This window comes from Verrucomicrobiota bacterium (genome assembly GCA_034440155.1).
Taxonomy (GTDB): Bacteria; Verrucomicrobiota; Verrucomicrobiia; order JAWXBN01; family JAWXBN01; genus JAWXBN01.
On sequence record JAWXBN010000034.1, the window covers coordinates 1 to 16472 of the forward strand.

The 16472-nt window shown below is 47.5% G+C and carries 17 protein-coding genes; 6 read left to right on the forward strand and 11 right to left on the reverse strand.

Annotation, left to right across the window (positions count from 1 at the left end; all coding sequences use genetic code 11):
* Nucleotides 1–326 precede the first annotated feature (326 nt).
* From SGI98_03585 to SGI98_03595, 3 genes are read right to left on the reverse strand one after another with little or no spacing between them, the layout of a single operon-like run.
* Entirely contained in the window at nt 327–1052 is a 726-nt protein-coding gene (locus tag SGI98_03585; GenBank protein ID MDZ4742484.1) for a hypothetical protein, read from the reverse strand.
* A 17-nt stretch (nt 1053–1069) separates the two neighbouring features.
* Nucleotides 1070–2107 carry a FecR domain-containing protein gene (locus SGI98_03590; protein MDZ4742485.1) on the reverse strand — a complete coding sequence of 346 codons (1038 nt, stop codon included), beginning with the start codon at nt 2105–2107 and terminating at the stop codon, nt 1070–1072.
* A gap of 20 nt (nt 2108–2127) precedes the next feature.
* The gene (locus SGI98_03595) at nt 2128–3237 is read right to left on the reverse strand and encodes a hypothetical protein (GenBank protein MDZ4742486.1); all 1110 of its coding nucleotides are present in this window, start codon (nt 3235–3237) and stop codon (nt 2128–2130) included.
* A gap of 115 nt (nt 3238–3352) precedes the next feature.
* Between SGI98_03595 and SGI98_03600 the strand changes: the two genes are divergently transcribed.
* On the forward strand, nt 3353–5809 hold the full coding sequence (locus tag SGI98_03600) for an adenylate/guanylate cyclase domain-containing protein (GenBank protein ID MDZ4742487.1): 2457 nt from the start codon (nt 3353–3355) through the stop codon (nt 5807–5809).
* Between the two features lie 37 nt (nt 5810–5846).
* Here the strand turns inward: SGI98_03600 and SGI98_03605 are convergent, their stop codons facing one another.
* Nucleotides 5847–6674 carry an ABC transporter ATP-binding protein gene (locus tag SGI98_03605; protein MDZ4742488.1) on the reverse strand — a complete coding sequence of 276 codons (828 nt, stop codon included), beginning with the start codon at nt 6672–6674 and terminating at the stop codon, nt 5847–5849.
* Entirely contained in the window at nt 6637–7122 is a 486-nt protein-coding gene (locus SGI98_03610; GenBank protein MDZ4742489.1) for a PAS domain-containing protein, read from the reverse strand. Before SGI98_03610 ends, SGI98_03605 begins: the two co-directional genes overlap by 38 nt.
* Nucleotides 7123–7260: 138 nt before the next feature.
* On the opposite strand from SGI98_03610, the gene SGI98_03615 reads away from it, so the two are divergent.
* Nucleotides 7261–8763 carry a carboxypeptidase M32 gene (locus SGI98_03615; protein MDZ4742490.1) on the forward strand — a complete coding sequence of 501 codons (1503 nt, stop codon included), beginning with the start codon at nt 7261–7263 and terminating at the stop codon, nt 8761–8763.
* A 4-nt stretch (nt 8764–8767) separates the two neighbouring features.
* Here SGI98_03615 and SGI98_03620 read toward each other — a convergent pair whose 3' ends face one another.
* On the reverse strand, nt 8768–9808 hold the full coding sequence (locus tag SGI98_03620; protein ID MDZ4742491.1) for a hypothetical protein: 1041 nt from the start codon (nt 9806–9808) through the stop codon (nt 8768–8770).
* A 184-nt stretch (nt 9809–9992) separates the two neighbouring features.
* The gene (locus SGI98_03625; GenBank protein MDZ4742492.1) at nt 9993–10778 is read right to left on the reverse strand and encodes a phytanoyl-CoA dioxygenase family protein; all 786 of its coding nucleotides are present in this window, start codon (nt 10776–10778) and stop codon (nt 9993–9995) included.
* 114 nt (nt 10779–10892) lie between these two features.
* Between SGI98_03625 and SGI98_03630 the strand changes: the two genes are divergently transcribed.
* Nucleotides 10893–11762, forward strand: coding sequence for a helix-turn-helix domain-containing protein (locus tag SGI98_03630; GenBank protein ID MDZ4742493.1), 870 nt, complete (start codon nt 10893–10895; stop codon nt 11760–11762).
* Nucleotides 11763–11809: 47 nt separating this feature from the next.
* Here the strand turns inward: SGI98_03630 and SGI98_03635 are convergent, their stop codons facing one another.
* From SGI98_03635 to SGI98_03645, 3 genes are read right to left on the reverse strand one after another with little or no spacing between them, the layout of a single operon-like run.
* Nucleotides 11810–12571 (reverse strand): ABC transporter ATP-binding protein, encoded by a 762-nt coding sequence (locus tag SGI98_03635; protein MDZ4742494.1) that lies wholly within the window; start codon nt 12569–12571, stop codon nt 11810–11812.
* Nucleotides 12572–12578: 7 nt separating this feature from the next.
* On the reverse strand, nt 12579–13274 hold the full coding sequence (locus SGI98_03640; protein ID MDZ4742495.1) for a PHP domain-containing protein: 696 nt from the start codon (nt 13272–13274) through the stop codon (nt 12579–12581).
* Nucleotides 13271–13939, reverse strand: coding sequence for an outer membrane lipoprotein-sorting protein (locus tag SGI98_03645; protein MDZ4742496.1), 669 nt, complete (start codon nt 13937–13939; stop codon nt 13271–13273). Before SGI98_03645 ends, SGI98_03640 begins: the two co-directional genes overlap by 4 nt.
* A gap of 80 nt (nt 13940–14019) precedes the next feature.
* On the opposite strand from SGI98_03645, the gene SGI98_03650 reads away from it, so the two are divergent.
* Genes SGI98_03650 through SGI98_03660 form a run of 3 tightly spaced genes read left to right on the forward strand, consistent with a single transcriptional unit; the run spans nt 14020 to nt 15790 of the window.
* Nucleotides 14020–14697 carry a phosphatase PAP2 family protein gene (locus SGI98_03650; protein MDZ4742497.1) on the forward strand — a complete coding sequence of 226 codons (678 nt, stop codon included), beginning with the start codon at nt 14020–14022 and terminating at the stop codon, nt 14695–14697.
* Nucleotides 14694–15413, forward strand: a complete 720-nt coding sequence (locus tag SGI98_03655; protein MDZ4742498.1) for a glycosyltransferase family 2 protein — start codon at nt 14694–14696, stop codon at nt 15411–15413. Before SGI98_03650 ends, SGI98_03655 begins: the two co-directional genes overlap by 4 nt.
* A gap of 20 nt (nt 15414–15433) precedes the next feature.
* Nucleotides 15434–15790 carry a lipid-A-disaccharide synthase N-terminal domain-containing protein gene (locus tag SGI98_03660; GenBank protein MDZ4742499.1) on the forward strand — a complete coding sequence of 119 codons (357 nt, stop codon included), beginning with the start codon at nt 15434–15436 and terminating at the stop codon, nt 15788–15790.
* On the opposite strand, the gene SGI98_03665 is transcribed toward SGI98_03660, so the two are convergent.
* The coding region (locus tag SGI98_03665; GenBank protein ID MDZ4742500.1) for a hypothetical protein at nt 15765–16472 on the reverse strand (708 nt) is incomplete at its 5' end. The genes SGI98_03660 and SGI98_03665 overlap by 26 nt on opposite strands.

The following is a 16472-nucleotide window of genomic DNA, read 5'->3' on the forward strand; positions in this document are numbered from 1 at the left end:
GTGCAATTTGTTTGGCTTTGGCTGTTAAAACTTTCTTTCTGATCATATGAGATTTCAGAATTGTGGTCGTAATGATGTTGGGGGATACGATGAGAAAGGGAGAAAGTTTAGACAGCGGAGCTGCCCATTTTTTCTCTGATTGCCATCGTCTTCCCGCACCCCCTTCAGATAAGAGTTGCTCACCCTTTCCCCACTGCCTTATGATCAGTTCGTGGAAAATAACAGCTGAAGCAGTTGAGCTTTTTCGGTTGAATCTTCCCAGCAGTTAAGGAGCATCCGGATAAAAGTCTATCGTCCGCAAAAAGAACATCATCATGTTCATCACACTACCTGATAAGCAGTACAGGGAAATTGATACGGGAGACTCTTTTCCGGAGGAGGGAATCTTGGGATTTAAGTTCATTAAAAAAAACAGACCATTCCCTCGAGTTAAAAGCAATTTGTGGTTGAGGTATGGCTAACCATAAAACCCCGAAATAGGACATTTCAGTCCCCTGTCCGCGGTTCTGGAGTTCTTCGATTTGTTTCGAGTAAGTCCTGGCCAATGCGGGGGAATCATTCCATAGGTTGATTTCGCGGTTGAGCTCCCCTGCACTAGAAACAAAGATAAACTGAAAATTTCTCGGCCATGGAATTTTCCCCCATGAAGCTGCGTGGCAAGAGTCATTGATGATTAGGCAGGGGTGTTTGCCGATAGAGTCTTTGAGGATTTGCGCAATCTGATCGAGGTTCATGATGCCGTCTTTGAACCTCCAATCTCCGGTTTTATCCTGATGAGAGCTTAAATACAGCAGGAGAGGCTGCCCTGGGGGAATCGACGCAAATTGTTTCTTCATCCACTGGGAAAATTGCACACGGGTAAGATCATGAGCACTCAGAGGGTGCTCTCCCGTATCCTTGATATAGTCCAATGTCATGAGCTCAGCCGTTACTTCCCATGCTTTTAGCGGGGATTGGGTGGGATAATGAGTATTAAGATAAGTGACGAGCTGCACATCTCCTGCCCTGATAAATGAAATAAAGAGGAGCAGTATGAGGAATATTTTCGACATTTATTCATATCCCAGACTTAACGACGTCCACCAGGAAGAGAATCACGGACGGTATCCCTGATCAGCGCGCGATCGAAGAGTTCTTGGCGTTTTTTACTGGCCGCGGAGGCGATTTTACCGAGTTGGGCTTCTAATCCTTTTTCACCAGAATCGATCCGGGCTTTGAGTTGGCCTTCTTGAGAGGCTAGATTCCAATATTCAGAAGCCGTTGAGGCTTTTGCCGCAGGAACCGGAGAGGTATTACCTCCATTGAGCAGATAAGAACCAGTTCCCATATCCCCGACTTTTCCGGAACGAACTACTACGAGGGCTTGGCTAGTGCTATTAATATCCTTGGCGACATCGACGGTGGCTCCCGAGGAGGAAAATGCGTAGGATGAGTTTGATTGATTTGCGAGATTCACATTCACCCCGGATGGGAGCTGGAGGCGGTTGGCAGAGTTTTGTTTACCGGGCAGGACTTGGGCAGAGACCGATTTTCCGGCTGTGATACCATTGACCTGAAAGGATTGATCTCTTGATGACTTAGCGAAGATTTGCCCTCGGGAACAAGAGAATTTCTGATTTAAACCGCTACCCTTCGAGGAATAATTCACCGAAAAGGTCGTGCCTACGGCTCCACAAACTGCAGTGGGTGTCTGGACCTCTATCACGTGGTTTTTAGGAACGTTGTCGAGCGTAAGATTCACTTGACCGGATTTCAAGTCGATGGTCACCCGGCGGAAACGGCCTTCATCTCGGGGAGACTTGACGATGACCTCGGCCCCTGGCAGGAGACGAAAAATATTTTGTGGATCAAATTGCAGCTTCATCGGTCCGGCACTGGATGTTTTGGCCGAGCTCCCCGTGGGATAAGGTTTTGACAAGTCGGGTGAGCTCCACTCCCCTTTACCGGCCATTTTGATCATTGCCCCTGATTTGAACTCCAAGACACTAAAGTCCTGAAAGTCCTGGCCATAGGAGAGGCTCCCCGACGAAATGACAAAGAGCATGCTCAGAATAAATAGGCCTCCCGTACAGGAGGCCTTTGAGAAAGGAGAACGAATTTTAGTCATGTGTTAACGATTAAAAACGACTAGAAGGAATACGTCGCACCGATTTTCGCATATACATCCCAATAATTTGCAATGCCCAAATCACTATCGAGACCTAAATATGTATCCCATCTTTCATAGGGGCGGAAATTCACCTGGACACCCACAGTCGTATAATTGTTATTTAGGTTAGTAGTCGGTACAGCTCCAGGGGCTGGAGTGAAAACAGAATTAGGTAATTGGTCATCCTGCACGAGCCATGTATTACTCACCTTGCCTCCTAATGTCCACCTTTCATCGACTGTGTACGAAGCCCGGATAGTAGACATAATATTTTGATTATGAAGGTTAAAGGAAGGAGTGATAGGCATGGACTCGTAATATTCCATCGAATAGTTATAAGCCACTGTCGCAGCAAAATTCCAATTTCCCCAACCGTGGGAAACCCCGACAAAGGGGCTCACCCCGAAGGCCGTGCGATCCAATGAAGTCGTCGATGTCACCGGAGGTAATCCGGACAGGGCACTGCTGAATGTTAATGTCTGATCAATCCACATGTACGTCAAGGATGTGCCAGCCAGGAACCAATCACCAAATTTTTTAGAGGAATAGAGCGAGATGGAATTTGCATAATAATCGTCTTCAGCTTTCTGGTTGACATTAGGAGCGAGTGCAGGAGAAGGCAGGAGACTTGTGCCCCCTCGGTAATTGAACGTATACATCAAACCCACGATCCATCCGTCCATGATGTCCATATCGACGCCGATATCAGTGATATTCTCATTATTATCATAACCGAAAGCACTGCTGTCCGAGGAGTAACGATATCCGGTCTGTGCAAAAATAACAGGATCCTTGATTCCCAATGCTTTGGATTGTTTGGCAGAACTGGCACTGAACTCAGCACGGCTATTAGCAGATTTCGCATTATTGACAGGACCATAGTTTGGATTAGCCGAATCTGTTGCTGATTGAGCACTGGCTGTTTTATTCGCCTCTGAAACCGATGATGAGGATGAAGAGGAGGATGAAGAGGAGGATGAAGAGGAGGATGAAGAGGAGGATGAAGAGGAGTTGGACTGGTAAGCTTGGAGCTGAAGGCTCCCGATGAAAGCCATACAAAATAGTGTAAACGAAATTTTATTTATCATTACTGTATATCTCCTTTTGGGTTGATGGAGCAAATATAATGCCGCATTTTTGAAAGGATTCAATACAAAAGATTGTCTGACCCTTAAAAAATGTGTATTCAGGTTCTCAAAATCCATGAAGTCAAAAATCAAATCGTATCAGCTCTATCAATTGATTTGTTTCCTGATCCTTTTTTTACTTTTTTTTACGGGAATACTCAAAAACCTTTTTCAATCAATGGAATTAAGGTTATTTGACCTGAAATCTCATGCCCTCTATCGCATCGAACAGATCATTCATCCGTCTTCCCCGCCCCCTATCACTTTTGTCGCCATCGACCAATACTCGGTCGATCCATCACAGAATCCTGACACGGATCGATGGAATGCCGGTGGATGGCTCACCCGGCGTTATTATGGCGAGGCCCTAAAACAATTTGCACTTGCGTGGCACCCAAAGGTCATCGGTTACGATATTATTTTTCAAAATTACCGTTCCTCCGACGAAAGCAAATTGCTCGGGCAATATTTTGAAAAGACCTATTCCCCCCCGGCAAACAAACCTGAATCCTTTGCCGCTCTACTTGCTACGCCGGGATTCCCGATTGATCCGCTGATCCGGACTGTCGAAGTGGAAGGGCTGAACAAGTTTGCCAATCTCCTCTGGGACGTGACCGATTCGTCTCCCGGTATGAAAATAATCTGGGCATTTAATTTTGACTACAAAAAGTTCTCTGGCGGAAAAAACCTCCGTTTGGATGATCACAAAGAACCGGCGAAAAACAGTATCTCCTCCCATTTGAATCTTTTAAATGAACACTCACTTAAAGCACCCCCCGGGTTTAAGTTACCCGCCAGAGCGTTGATCCCTGACGGAGTCAACCTCCCCCCATCCTCGCTGAGCACAGCACCTGTCCATCTTGCGCCGATTAATGTTTTTCCAGATGTCGATGGAGTCATCCGTCGGGTGCCGCTGTTTATTCCCTATGAGGACAATGGTAATATCCGGTATTGTCCGAGTCTATCCATGCAGCTCCTATTGGATTTTCTCGGGGGGGCGGAGAAAATCGAGAGAATGGATATCGACTGGAATCACCAAATCCTGATTCATGTCAAAGACGGGCGGCGTTACCAGATTCCTATCGATGAAAAAGGGTGCCTCCAGCTTAACCCCACGCGTAAACTCCGCGATTTTAATATTGTTTCTTATTTTGACACCATCCGCTTTGGTCCGGTAGAGACATCCGGCTCCGCACCCGCTGGGCTTTCTCCCCGAGCTTGGGAAACACAAAAGCAAATTGCCGCAGGACTTAAATCCCGCCTTCAAGATAAAGCTCTCATTATCGGCACCTCATTTACCGGGGCTGGTGATGTGGTTTCCACTTCCCTGGACAAGAATACCCCCGGTGCCTACATTCACATGCTCGCCTTTGCGAATATCTTGGATAAAGAATGCCTGCCTCCCCCGATGACTCCGGGACAAACAGCGATACTCTTGGCTATCATTACTGTCCTCTTTTGCACGATGACATTTTTCCTGAGACAAACGGTATGGTTGGCCGGGTCGGTCGTTGTCTTTTTTGGATACGTATTTTTGAGTTTCCTCGCCCAATTAACTCAATCAGCTATCCTTCCCATCTTTATCCCCTGTCTGATGATGGGCGTGCAAATTGCTTCCGCCGCCGCCATAAATTATTTCACCGAGTCGAGGGAACGCCGCCGTGTACGTTCCCTTTTCTCCACAATGGTGTCCCCTTCCCTGCTCGAATATTTGGAAGAACACCATGCCGAGGCACTTGCAGGCAAACAATGTGAGGTGACAGTTATGTTCTCTGATGTGGCCGGATTCACCACCATTTCCGAAAAACTCAATGTGGACCAGCTCCGTGGTCTTTTCCTTGATTACCTTTCACCCATGACTGGGACGATCCTCGCCAGCGGTGGCATGGTCGATAAATACATTGGTGACGCCATTATGGCTGTCTGGGGAGTTCCTCTCCACTTGGATAACCATGCCGTGGCTGCTTGCCGTGGCGCACTTGCACAACAAAAGCAAATTGCCGCGCTCAGGGAGCAAATTGCGCGGGATTACGGGGTCGAAATCGAAGTGCGCATGGGGATAAATTCCGGAACAGTCTCCGCCGGGAATATGGGTTCACACCAACGCCAGCAATATACTGTCATGGGTGATTGCGTCAACCAAGCCGCCCGGTTAGAGCCGATCAATAAGGATTATGGAACCTGGATAGTGATCGGTGAAAACACTTATAACCTCGTGAAAGACCACTTTTTCACCCGTTGTCTCGATAAAATAGTGGTTAAAGGAAAAACCACTGCCGTTACGATTCATGAACTCGTCGCAGAGAATACTACCGGGTCAGCACCGGAATGGCTCGGAGTCTATGAATCGGCCATGCAAGCTTTCTGGCGGCGCGACTGGGATCAGGCCATTACACTTTGGGCCGATGTGAGCAAATGCCGACGAAATGAAGACGAAGCTTCCATTTATCTGACCAGACGGGCTTTGCTTTATCAGGAAACCCCACCCCCTGAAAATTGGCAGGGTGAATTCTGGAAAAAATCCAAGGAATAAAGTCTCTCTCTTGGCCTTCAAGGATCTATCGGTCGGATCATTTTTTAGGATCGATCTTTAATGAAAAGACTCCCTTCCTACAGGTAAGCCGAGCAGGACAATCAAAAAGATCCGTAAGATGGGTGGAGTTCAGAACAGTACGGATAGGACCACTGGACAAATTGCGTCCGTTTTTGAGCAGGAGGCAATGAGTGATCTCGGGGATAATCTCCTCGACATGGTGTGTGACAAAAAGCAGGGCCGGGCCCTTTGGGGTTTTGATCAATCGCCTGATAAAATCCAGAAAATTCTGGCGTGCTAAAGGATCAAGACCCGCACAGGGTTCATCCAAAATCAGGAGGGCTGGCTCGGCCATGAGCGCACGGGCGATCAAAACCCTTTGTCTTTCACCTTGTGACAAATACAGCCAAGGGCGGTTTTCCAGATAAGTGCATTCCACTTGGGCGAGTATTTTACGGGCTCTTGCCTTATCCGCCCGGCTCGGGGTACCCCAATAATCAATCATGGCGTATTTTCCGCTCACCACGGAATCGATGGCGGGTTCGGAATTCTCCATGAGTTGACGTATTGAAGAGCTGACTATTCCGATTTTCTTGCGTAATTCGCGCCAATCCGTTTGTCCGTATTGATTATTAAAGACGGATATTTCACCATCTGTCGGAGGCATGTAACCGGCAAGGGAACTCAAGAGGGAGGTTTTTCCTGAGCCATTTGGCCCAAAGATGACCCACTGCTCACCCGGTTTGATTTTAAGATTGAGGGAATCCAGAATCGTGATATCCCCACGGCAAATGCAAAGGTTGATTAATTCTAAGATAGGACGCGAGTTATTCCGGCTGGACATGGACTCGGGCTTTCTTTCCATTACAAACGTGCAGGGTCTTTAAAAGGACAGAACAAAGAGATGATGCCATGCGGTTACACTTGGTACCATGACGAACGGCGTGCGCTGATATTTTCTTTTCGATAGCGACAAAGTTAATCAGTTTCCCTTTTTTATCACAGACAGGTGAGATCCTGATGTGTGCCCAGTACTTTTCACCATTCTTGTGGTAATTCAGAATATCAACACAACATTCTTTTTTCTTTTCCATTGCGTGATGAAGGGATTTAATCGTTTCCGGATTCGTATCTTCCCCCTGAAGCAATTTGCCGGGTTTTGTATTTTTGATTTCATCGAGCGAGTAACCACACATTTTAGTAAAAGCAGGATTTATCCATTTGACCTTACATCCCGCGTCTGCGACGACGACAGCAAGGTCGGATGATTCAGCCATTGAATAAAAAATTTTCTCGAGGTGTGCTTTGCTCATATAGTTAACATACAACATTTTCCAGTATTACTATTTTGTCAAGTATAATATAAGTAATCATATGAAAAAGGTTGGGAATTTTGGGCTTTGGCTTTTTTCTTCTCCTTTTGCCCGGGGTTTGTCAAATTCTCTTCTTATATGAGCCAATCCCCCTCCCTTGCCTATACGACCTTGGTGCAAAAATGCAATGAATTGACTTTTATCCACTCGGCAAACAGCGCCCTGCACTGGGATCAGGAAACCTACATGCCCCCGAAGGCCCTTGATTACCGTTCCCGCCAATTGGCATTTTTGAGTGGTTGGGCTCATAAAGAGTTTACCTCCGTCACAACCGGAAATCTCATTTCTGAATGTGAACAAGCCGGTTTTTCCCCGGACTCTGTGGAAGGGGTGAATACCCGTCAATTACGACATTCATACAATAAACAGACGAAAATCCCCTCCTCCCTTGTCGAAGAAATGTCACAAGCCAGTACTCTGGCCCGCTCAGCTTGGGTGGATGCCCGGGCTAAGCGGGACTTTGCTCTATTCCTGCCCCATCTGGGAAAACTCATTACCTTGAGCCAAAAGATGGCCGATTACCTAGGGACAGGCTCCTGCCGTTATGACACGCTCATGGATGAATATGAGGAGGGTGAATCCGCCGCCCGCCTGCGGAGTGTTTTTGCAGAGTTCAGGAAAGAAGTGAGTGCTTTTTTACCGGAAGCCTTTGAATTGTCGAAGTCCATCCCGGGCAATTTGCTCGAGGGCTATTACCCGATCGAGGCGCAACAGAAATTTAACCGTGATGTCGCCGCAGCCATCGGCTTTGATTTTGAAGCTGGACGGATCGATACCACGGCCCACCCGTTTTGTACGGAGCTCGGGCCCCGCGACTGTCGCCTGACCACACGTTATGATGAGAGGAATTTCTTATCGTCCTTGTACGGGGTTCTCCACGAGGCTGGGCACGGCCTCTATAACCTCGGGTTACCCGAGGAACAATACGGACTGCCCGCCGGCACTTATTCCTCACTCGGTATCCACGAGTCCCAGTCACGCCTCTGGGAGAACCACATCGGGCGCACACGGGAATTCTGGTCACTGTGGCATGAAAAGGCCGTTCATTATTTTCCGGAATTAAAAAGGCATTCACCCGATCAAATTGCGCGGTTTGTAAACCGTTCAGAGCCGAGCTTTATCCGGGTGGAAGCGGATGAGCTGACCTATGACCTCCATATTATTTTAAGATTCGAAATTGAATACCGTTTGATCGAAGGTGACTTAAAAGCTCAGGATTTACCGGCATTCTGGAATAACGAATTTGAAAAGAGTTTCGGGCTAAAAGTGCCGGATGATTCGCAGGGCTGCCTGCAAGATATCCATTGGAGCATGGGAGGATTCGGTTATTTTCCGACATATACCCTCGGGAATATGAATGCCGCCCAGCTCATGCGTAAAGCCCACCTCGATCATCCCCATCTGAATGAAGAACTCGCCCGTGGAAGATATACCCCTCTTCTTGACTGGTTACGTACACATATTCATTCCAAGGGAAAAAGGTTCAGCCCACAGGAGCTCATGAAATCTGCCACGGGTGAAGCCACAAATCCCCATTACCACATCACGCGCCTCAAGAAGAAACTCGATCTCTTGAAGTAACCGCCTAACAAATCGCCAGTGGTTTGCGCTCCCACGTTTTGCCATTACTCCGGATACTCTGCCAGCTTGAACGGTCATTCATCGAGACCCATCGGCGTTCTTCCGTGCGATAGTGCCAGTCCTTGTCGACGAGATAATGGATCTGACGCCCGGGGCATTCCACAATATTACATATCTCGGAGACGTGATGATTTTGGATGTCCGTATCGTTACGTTTTTCCTTGGCCATTTCCGAGTAGATGGCATTCAAAAGCCTCAGTCCAGATTCCACCTTTTGATTCAGGGGTTTTACATGGAGGCCGATCCTGATGGCTTCGCGTGCTGTGATGGGATAGGAGTGGGAAGGATAACCTTCGTTGAGTTCCTTGCTAATATGGTTAATCCGCTTGGAGTCACGCAGATGGTAACTCAGGAGCTCCTTACACACACGGATCGACAATGAGCTTGAACGGTCCAGTGCCCCGATGACAAGGGGGTGGAGATATTTGTAAACCTCGGGGAAAGGGTTTTCCTTGGTGGACTGCTGTTTCCACAAGCGCAAAATGCGGGAGACCTCATCCTGACTCACAGAAACAAGATAATTATTATGGTCAACCGGTGAAAGGTCGTGCTTGAGGGAACTGTCCACTGCCGTCAGATATGATGTCGGACCCATTTGGATTTCATTTGAACCAAGCGCGACCATGGTAGCCGCCGATGCACATTCAAACGGGGCCAAGAGAATGATTTTCTCGTAGTGTGTCCGTAAAAGATGGACCAGTCGCAGGGCTGCCTCGGGATTCCCCCCATTTGACTTCAAGAAAAGGGCGAGGGTCTTACCCCGGGGCATGTCTTCCAAGAGATGTGAAAAAACAATAATATCATTATGGCAGATAGATCCCCCCGAACTCGTCCAGTAGGAGATAAAAGGCATTTCGAGCTCCTCCGCAAGTTGGCGAAAGACTTTCTGGGTTTGATCTACTGTGGAGATATAATAATCCTGCTCAATGGGAGGCGAGAGTACCGGTGATTTTGAGGGATTTTTTTTGCTTTCAATTTTTGCCATGAGTGGATCATGGATGAATCCAGTCAATAAGTCATCTGAAAATCATCGGAGGGGATGTATAACTCCGGAGTCATTCAGGGGATATACAGGTGGTTTTTATAAGCCCGGGATAGAGAGGATATTTCAGCCTCCCCCCCTATCCCGGCAATTTGCCCATGCTGGTTAAACGCGATATCGTTTTGATTTAAACGGGCGTGTGGGTTTCTTCTGCCTTGTATGTACCGGGGAAAGCCACACGGTTGCCATCTTTCACAAAAGGAATATCAAAAGCCCATGGTTTTGTTCCTTCGGCATTCATGATGACCTCCGATGAATATTGGGGAAGATAAACCCTACGCATTTTGCTCGTGCGGTTAAACCCACTACGATGGAAAAGCTTACTGGAGAATGCGACCACACTGCCGGCAGGACAAACCACAGGGATTCCAGGGTCATCACCGAAATATCCTACCAAGTCATTGCTTCCTTCTTCTTGGACGTGTTTAACGAGATCTCTGGATCCGGCCCTGCTGTAAGGTAGGACGTAAACGGTTCCATTTTCTTCATTCACATCATCCAAAGGACACCAGCAAGTCAGATAATCCTTGTGATCATGACCGAGATAACCCGAATCTTGATGCCAAGAAAATTTCGAACCTTTTTCAGCGGCTTTAATGACATATTGTTCATGGAAAAGATACACGTTTTCACCCAGTGTCGATGTGCTGACGTCATACATCAGGTCGCTAAAAAGGAAATCGGTGAGTATCTGGCTTTTCCTGTGTTGGTTATACACAAAATACCGGCTATTGCGGTGGTTAAGTCCGATGGTGTCGGTTTTTTTCTCATCCATTTCCTGATGAATCAGGGAAATATAACGGTCTGTTTCATCGCGTAATCCTTCTAACTGTTCTTTACTCATGACAGCTTCGAGGATCATATATCCTTCCTCGTGGAACTGGCGGAGTTGTTCGGCTGATACGATTGACATAAGGGATCCTTTTTAATGGGTTAATGTTTTTAGGATGGAAACAGTCTTAATTGAATCAGGAGATTATTTCCTTCACATCCTCACCAACTTATAGCACTTTATCACCATCGTCACATGAAGCTTAAAAAATTCACCTATAACGAGGCCGGGGTCGATCCTAAACTCCGTTTCCATGCGTCCATGGTGACTCTGGAAAATGAGGATTTTGCGCCGCATACACATGAATACTCAGAATTAGTCATTACCCTGTCAGGTACCGGAGATCATACGATTAACTCCGTCCGTTCCGTAATCCAGCCCGGGGATATCTTTGTTTTTAACGGGAATAATCACCACAGTTTTGAAAATACTCACCAGCTTACTTTGGTCAATATCTCGTACGACCCCCGCATTTACCTGCGCCATACGGCGGATCTCCGCAAGCTCAGTGGATTCCACGCTCTTTTCCTGATCGAACCCCACTACAGGGCCAAACAAAATTTCCGCAGTCACCTACGATTAACCGCCAAAGATCTCGTTCTTACTCGGGAGATAGCCACCAGCCTCATTAAGGAAGACCATGAACGATTCCCCGGTTTTCAAACAATGATCCAATCGACTTTCCTCCAATTGGTGGCTTTCCTTTCCAGGAAATACGTCCAAAGCTCTCCCCTCCCCTTAAAAAACTCCATTCAAAGGTTAGCCTCCGCCGTTGCTTCTATAGAGAATAAATATTCAGAAATAATCACACTGGAGCAACTTGCCCGGCTCTCCCACCTTTCAAAAAACCAATTCCTCCGTGTCTTCCAAGAAACTTATCACACGACACCGATGAATTATCTTAATGACCTCAGGATTTCAAAAACCTGTGAAGCCCTCAGACATTCCAGTGAAAAGATCACACAGATAGCCTTGGATAATGGATTCTCTGATAGCAATTATTTCTCCCGCATTTTCCGAAAAAAAATGGGTATTACCCCGAAGGAATACAAAAATAGGGTGTGAGTACAGCCCCCCAGTGGAGTCTGTGATTTTAGTACAGCTTGCTTTATCTAGAATTCCGGACTCTTACCGGGATCTGCTTCAGGCTCTTCTTCGGTGAGTTTCAGAAAGATTTCTTCGAGTGCCTGTTGGTGGTGGCTACCGTCGGGGTTACGCATATCGGTGGGATGGGCACAGGCGATTAATTTCCCTTTGTGAATAATGCCGACTCGGTCGGCAAGTTCCTCAGCGAGATTGAGCTGGTGGGAGGAGAGGAATACGGTCATCCCTTCACGGGACCTTTGTTTAAGAATGTCTTTAACGAGCTTTGCATGCTTAGGATCGAGGCCGACCATGGGTTCATCAATAATAAACACCTCGGGTCGGTGAAGGAGGGCGGCGGCGATGGCCACCCTCTGGCGGGTCCCATGGGAAAGGTGCTCGATTAATGAGTCGCGGTACTCGCCCAGATTCAGATAATCGATCAAATGGGTGGTATCTTGTTGGACTTCGGAGCGTGGCATTTCAAAAAGGTCCCCGACAAAATCAAAGAATTCACGAGGCGTGAGTTTCTCATAGAGGAAGGGGAAATCCGGGACGTAGCTCAAGATTCTTTTGGCTTCCACAGGTTTTTCCTGGATATTCATTCCTCCCAAAAAGACTTGTCCATCGGTGGGTTTAAGGAGTCCCACCATCATTTTTATTGTTGTGGTTTTCCCGGCGGCATTCGGGCCCAAGACCACAAAGAATTCCCCTTTGGGGATATCCACGGACAATTGATCGACGGCCACGAGATCGCCAAATTTTTTGGTAACATTATCCAGTCGGATCATGAGGATATCAGTCTTTTTTCTTTTTCTTCTTTTTCATGCGAAAGAGATTATTAAAAGTTTTTTTGAAATTATCCTTGAGCGTGAGGTATTCCTGTCGCAATTCCCCTCCATTTCTAATGGCTTTAAGTACACCCGCTAAAGAAAAATCGTCCACCTCCAAAATCGTATAGGCGGTACCGATCGCCTCGGCATGGTGCGCATCACTGGAGGATGTCATAGGATAACCATGAGTCTTCGCGTAGTCAAATGCTGCTCGGTTATACCTTTTCATGGTTGTCGCCGCATTAAAAACCTCAAGAGCGTCAAATTTGATTTTCCCCAGGACCTCCTCACGGATACCCGCGCGGAAAAGATCGTAAGGATGGGGAGGAATGGCAAGCCCGCCTTTGCGGCGGATGAGTTCGGCGACCTCTTTGGCAGGAGACATGCGTAAATCCGGCAATGTAATCCCCAAAGCCAGTAAATGCCCCTCGGCAGTGGTGACCTCTTGCCCCGGAATAATCAGGAAATCATCGACCGGTAATCCGTCCGCACGCATGAGGCCATTTTGTAAAAAGTAATCGACACATTCGCAGGTATTATGATCCGTGATCGCAAAACCATTCAAGCCGCGTTGTTTGGCTACTTTGATCAGATCTTCGGGTTCAGCAACACCATCCGCTGAAAAGCGCGAATGACAATGGAGGTCAAATTTAAGTTTCATTTGACTTTCACGTCCTTGATTTCAAGGTAAGTTTTTGATTTTGAACTCGAGCGCCCAGGCGAAAATGCCGAGACCTGCATCTCTTTAATGACCCACGCATTACCGACTTTTTGAACCCCATTAACCTCGACACGTTTGATGAGCAAGCCGTTTTTGTCCATCGCATCGACTTTGATCAGGGCGAAATACTGGCTAGATATCCAAAACCGTACCTTCTCATAACCGCTTTGTCCCGCGGGGGCATCGACTTCGTACACATAAGCTGGCAAGGTCTTGACATTGTCCGTCCCGATTTCCCGGATGTCAGGCCAGTTAAGGAAACTTAATGCTAAATCCTCAAAAGAAATGTCTGTATCCAGAATGGACTGTTTTTGATCCTTGGGACTCACCACTTTCAGGTTTTTGCCTTTGCCATCACCTTTTTTTATTGACGTGTTTGAACTGGAAAAAATGATCTCCACAGAAAGATTTGCTTCTGGGACCAGAAGCAGGATTTCCCGGTCTTTGGTCTGCATCTCGATCGGGTAAGTCTTTGAGGGGGTGCGGAGAACCCCCTGCATGGTCGCATTAGACATGGAAAAATTCTTCCATACCCGTGCCATCACAAATTCCAAGGAGGGTAATGACTCCTGTTTATTCTGGGTGAAACCCGCCACAGACGACATAAAAAAGATTGCTATAAAAGAGAGTTTGCGCATAACAGGCGTTTACCTTTAACAAGCCTAATCATTAAAGCGAGTTCGAAATGGATCAATATTTATTATATAATATTAACGTAAAATTAGCCCACCCGCTCCTTGACTATTTTTTTGTGACTATCTCGGATTTGGATGTCTTTTATTTTCTGATAGTTTTAGCGGTTTTATCCGTCTTTATCTGGGGAAAAGTACGTGGCCGCATTTTTTTATTCATGATGTTAATGTGTTTGGTGATCGGGGATTCGGGCATTGGTTGGGCCATCAAACGCCATACAAACCGTCCGAGACCCCATGAAGCCGTGGAGTGGGTGCAGTCCCGCCATCTGGAGAGCCGTCCTTTCCAGATCGGCCCACTGAAGATCCCGACCACCCTCCACTACAAAACCGAACCGGCTCATGTGACCAATAACCCGCGGGGCCGCTCCATGCCGTCGGGCCACGTACTCAATAATGTCGCACTAGCCATTCTGGTCACGATTTATTATAGGCGTTTGTCTTTGGTGGCTTGGGTGTGGGCTTTTCTGATCGCGTGGTCAAGAATTTATACCGGCTCCCATTACGCTAGTGATTGTGCTGTTTCCTTTGGGCTTGCGATTCTGTACACGCCTGCCATCGTTTTCGGTCTCGATTGGCTCTGGCGGAATATCCGTTTGCCCCTACTGGATAAATGGCGTCAAAAAATCCCCAGCCTCGTCAATCCAGATTCCAAAAAGCAAGCCAAATGACTGAATCAAACCATCCTGAAATTTCAATTATTGTTCCGATCTTTAATGAGGAGGAAAACCTTCCTGAACTCACCGCGCAAATCGTGAAGGGGATCGAACCCCTCCAGACATCCTATGAGATTTTACTCGTCGATGACGGGAGCACCGACGGGAGCTTGGCCATTCTGGATACCTTAAAAAGCCAATATCCCACCCTGAGCGTGTTGCAATTTACGCGGAATGCCGGACAAAGTGCCGCTCTCCATGCGGGGTTAAATAAAGCCCGTGGCAATTTGCTCGTGTCCCTGGATGGGGACCTCCAAAATGATCCCGATGATATCCCGCGTTTGGTCGGATTATTAAAAGATTTTGATCTCGTCTGTGGTTACCGCGCAAAACGCAAAGACACCACGGCCAAACGGATCGCCTCAAGGATCGCAAATTTTGTCCGCTCCCGATTTGTCGGCGACGGGGTCCGGGACACAGGATGCACGCTAAAGGCTTACCGTAAAGAAGTCGTGACCGCACTCCCCCTTTTCCGAGGAATGCACCGTTTTATCCCGGCCTTGATCAAAGGGGCCGGATTCACCGTGACCGAGGTCGCGGTCAACCACCGCCCCCGCATCCACGGGGTCAGCAAATACAGTGTGGCAGGCCGTGCATGGAAAGCCACCATGGACATGTTCGGCGTGCGCTGGCTCAATAGTCGTCTGTGCCCCTATAAAATCAAAAACTAAATATCAGGCTGAATATGGATATGTTGAATTCCGAAATCCTTAAAGTAACCATCCCTTTCATTAATAAGGATTTTATCGTCACGGGATGGAAAGTCATCGGGTTGAGCGGTGCTCTGGTATTTGCTGGGCGCTGGTTTGTCCAGTTATGGGTGTCTCATCACGCCAAAAAACCGACGATCCCCAGACTTTTCTGGGTCATGAGCTTATGCGGGAGTATTTTGTGTCTGAGTTATTTTATCTTTGGTAAAAATGACTCGGTCGGCATCATTAATAACCTCTTCCCCACCTTTATCGCCGCTTATAATCTCTACCTCGACATCACACACCACAGGGCGACTCAGGTGCCCCCCATTACTGGCGACGATACACCTGGATAACCACGAGCTTACTCTTGGCGAAGTTAAACCCACTCACTGTCTTCACATATTTTAGGCCGGGAAGCCCCGCCAGCTCAGGGATGGGCTCATACGCAGTCGGATAAAAAGGAACGGCCCCGGGCATCCCAGCTACACGTGCAAAAAAGGCTTCCTTGAGGAATTTTCCGACATTGATCTCGGCTGTCTGGACGACAATGAATACCTCGGGTTTATCTAGGGCAAATTGCTTCACCACGTCCATATCCGTCGTCATCTGCCAAATACGGTCCCCGTAGAAAACCAGTGAGGGCTCACGGAATTCATAAGCAATCGACGGGACTTTACGTGAATCGGCAAAAAGGTCCTGCATCTGGATTGCGGGACTGAGGGAACGTAAACTCCCCGACAACATAAAGAGGGCTCCGGCAAAGGCAAAAAGTGTCACGGCCAGTTGGGAAATTTTCATACTCGAACGCGTCTGGTCCATCAACAGGATCAAACACCCGAGGACACACCCACCGTAAACCATCACCAGCAGGAATGTTTGGGCAAAACCGTCCACCTTAAAAATGACTAGACTCGCGATGAGGAAAATCACGAGGAAAAAATAGATGCTCGAAATAATCTTATAAATCTTCCTAGCCCATTTTTCGTCTGACATCAGGCGAAATTCACTCAAGACCAGCCCGAGCAACATAAAAAA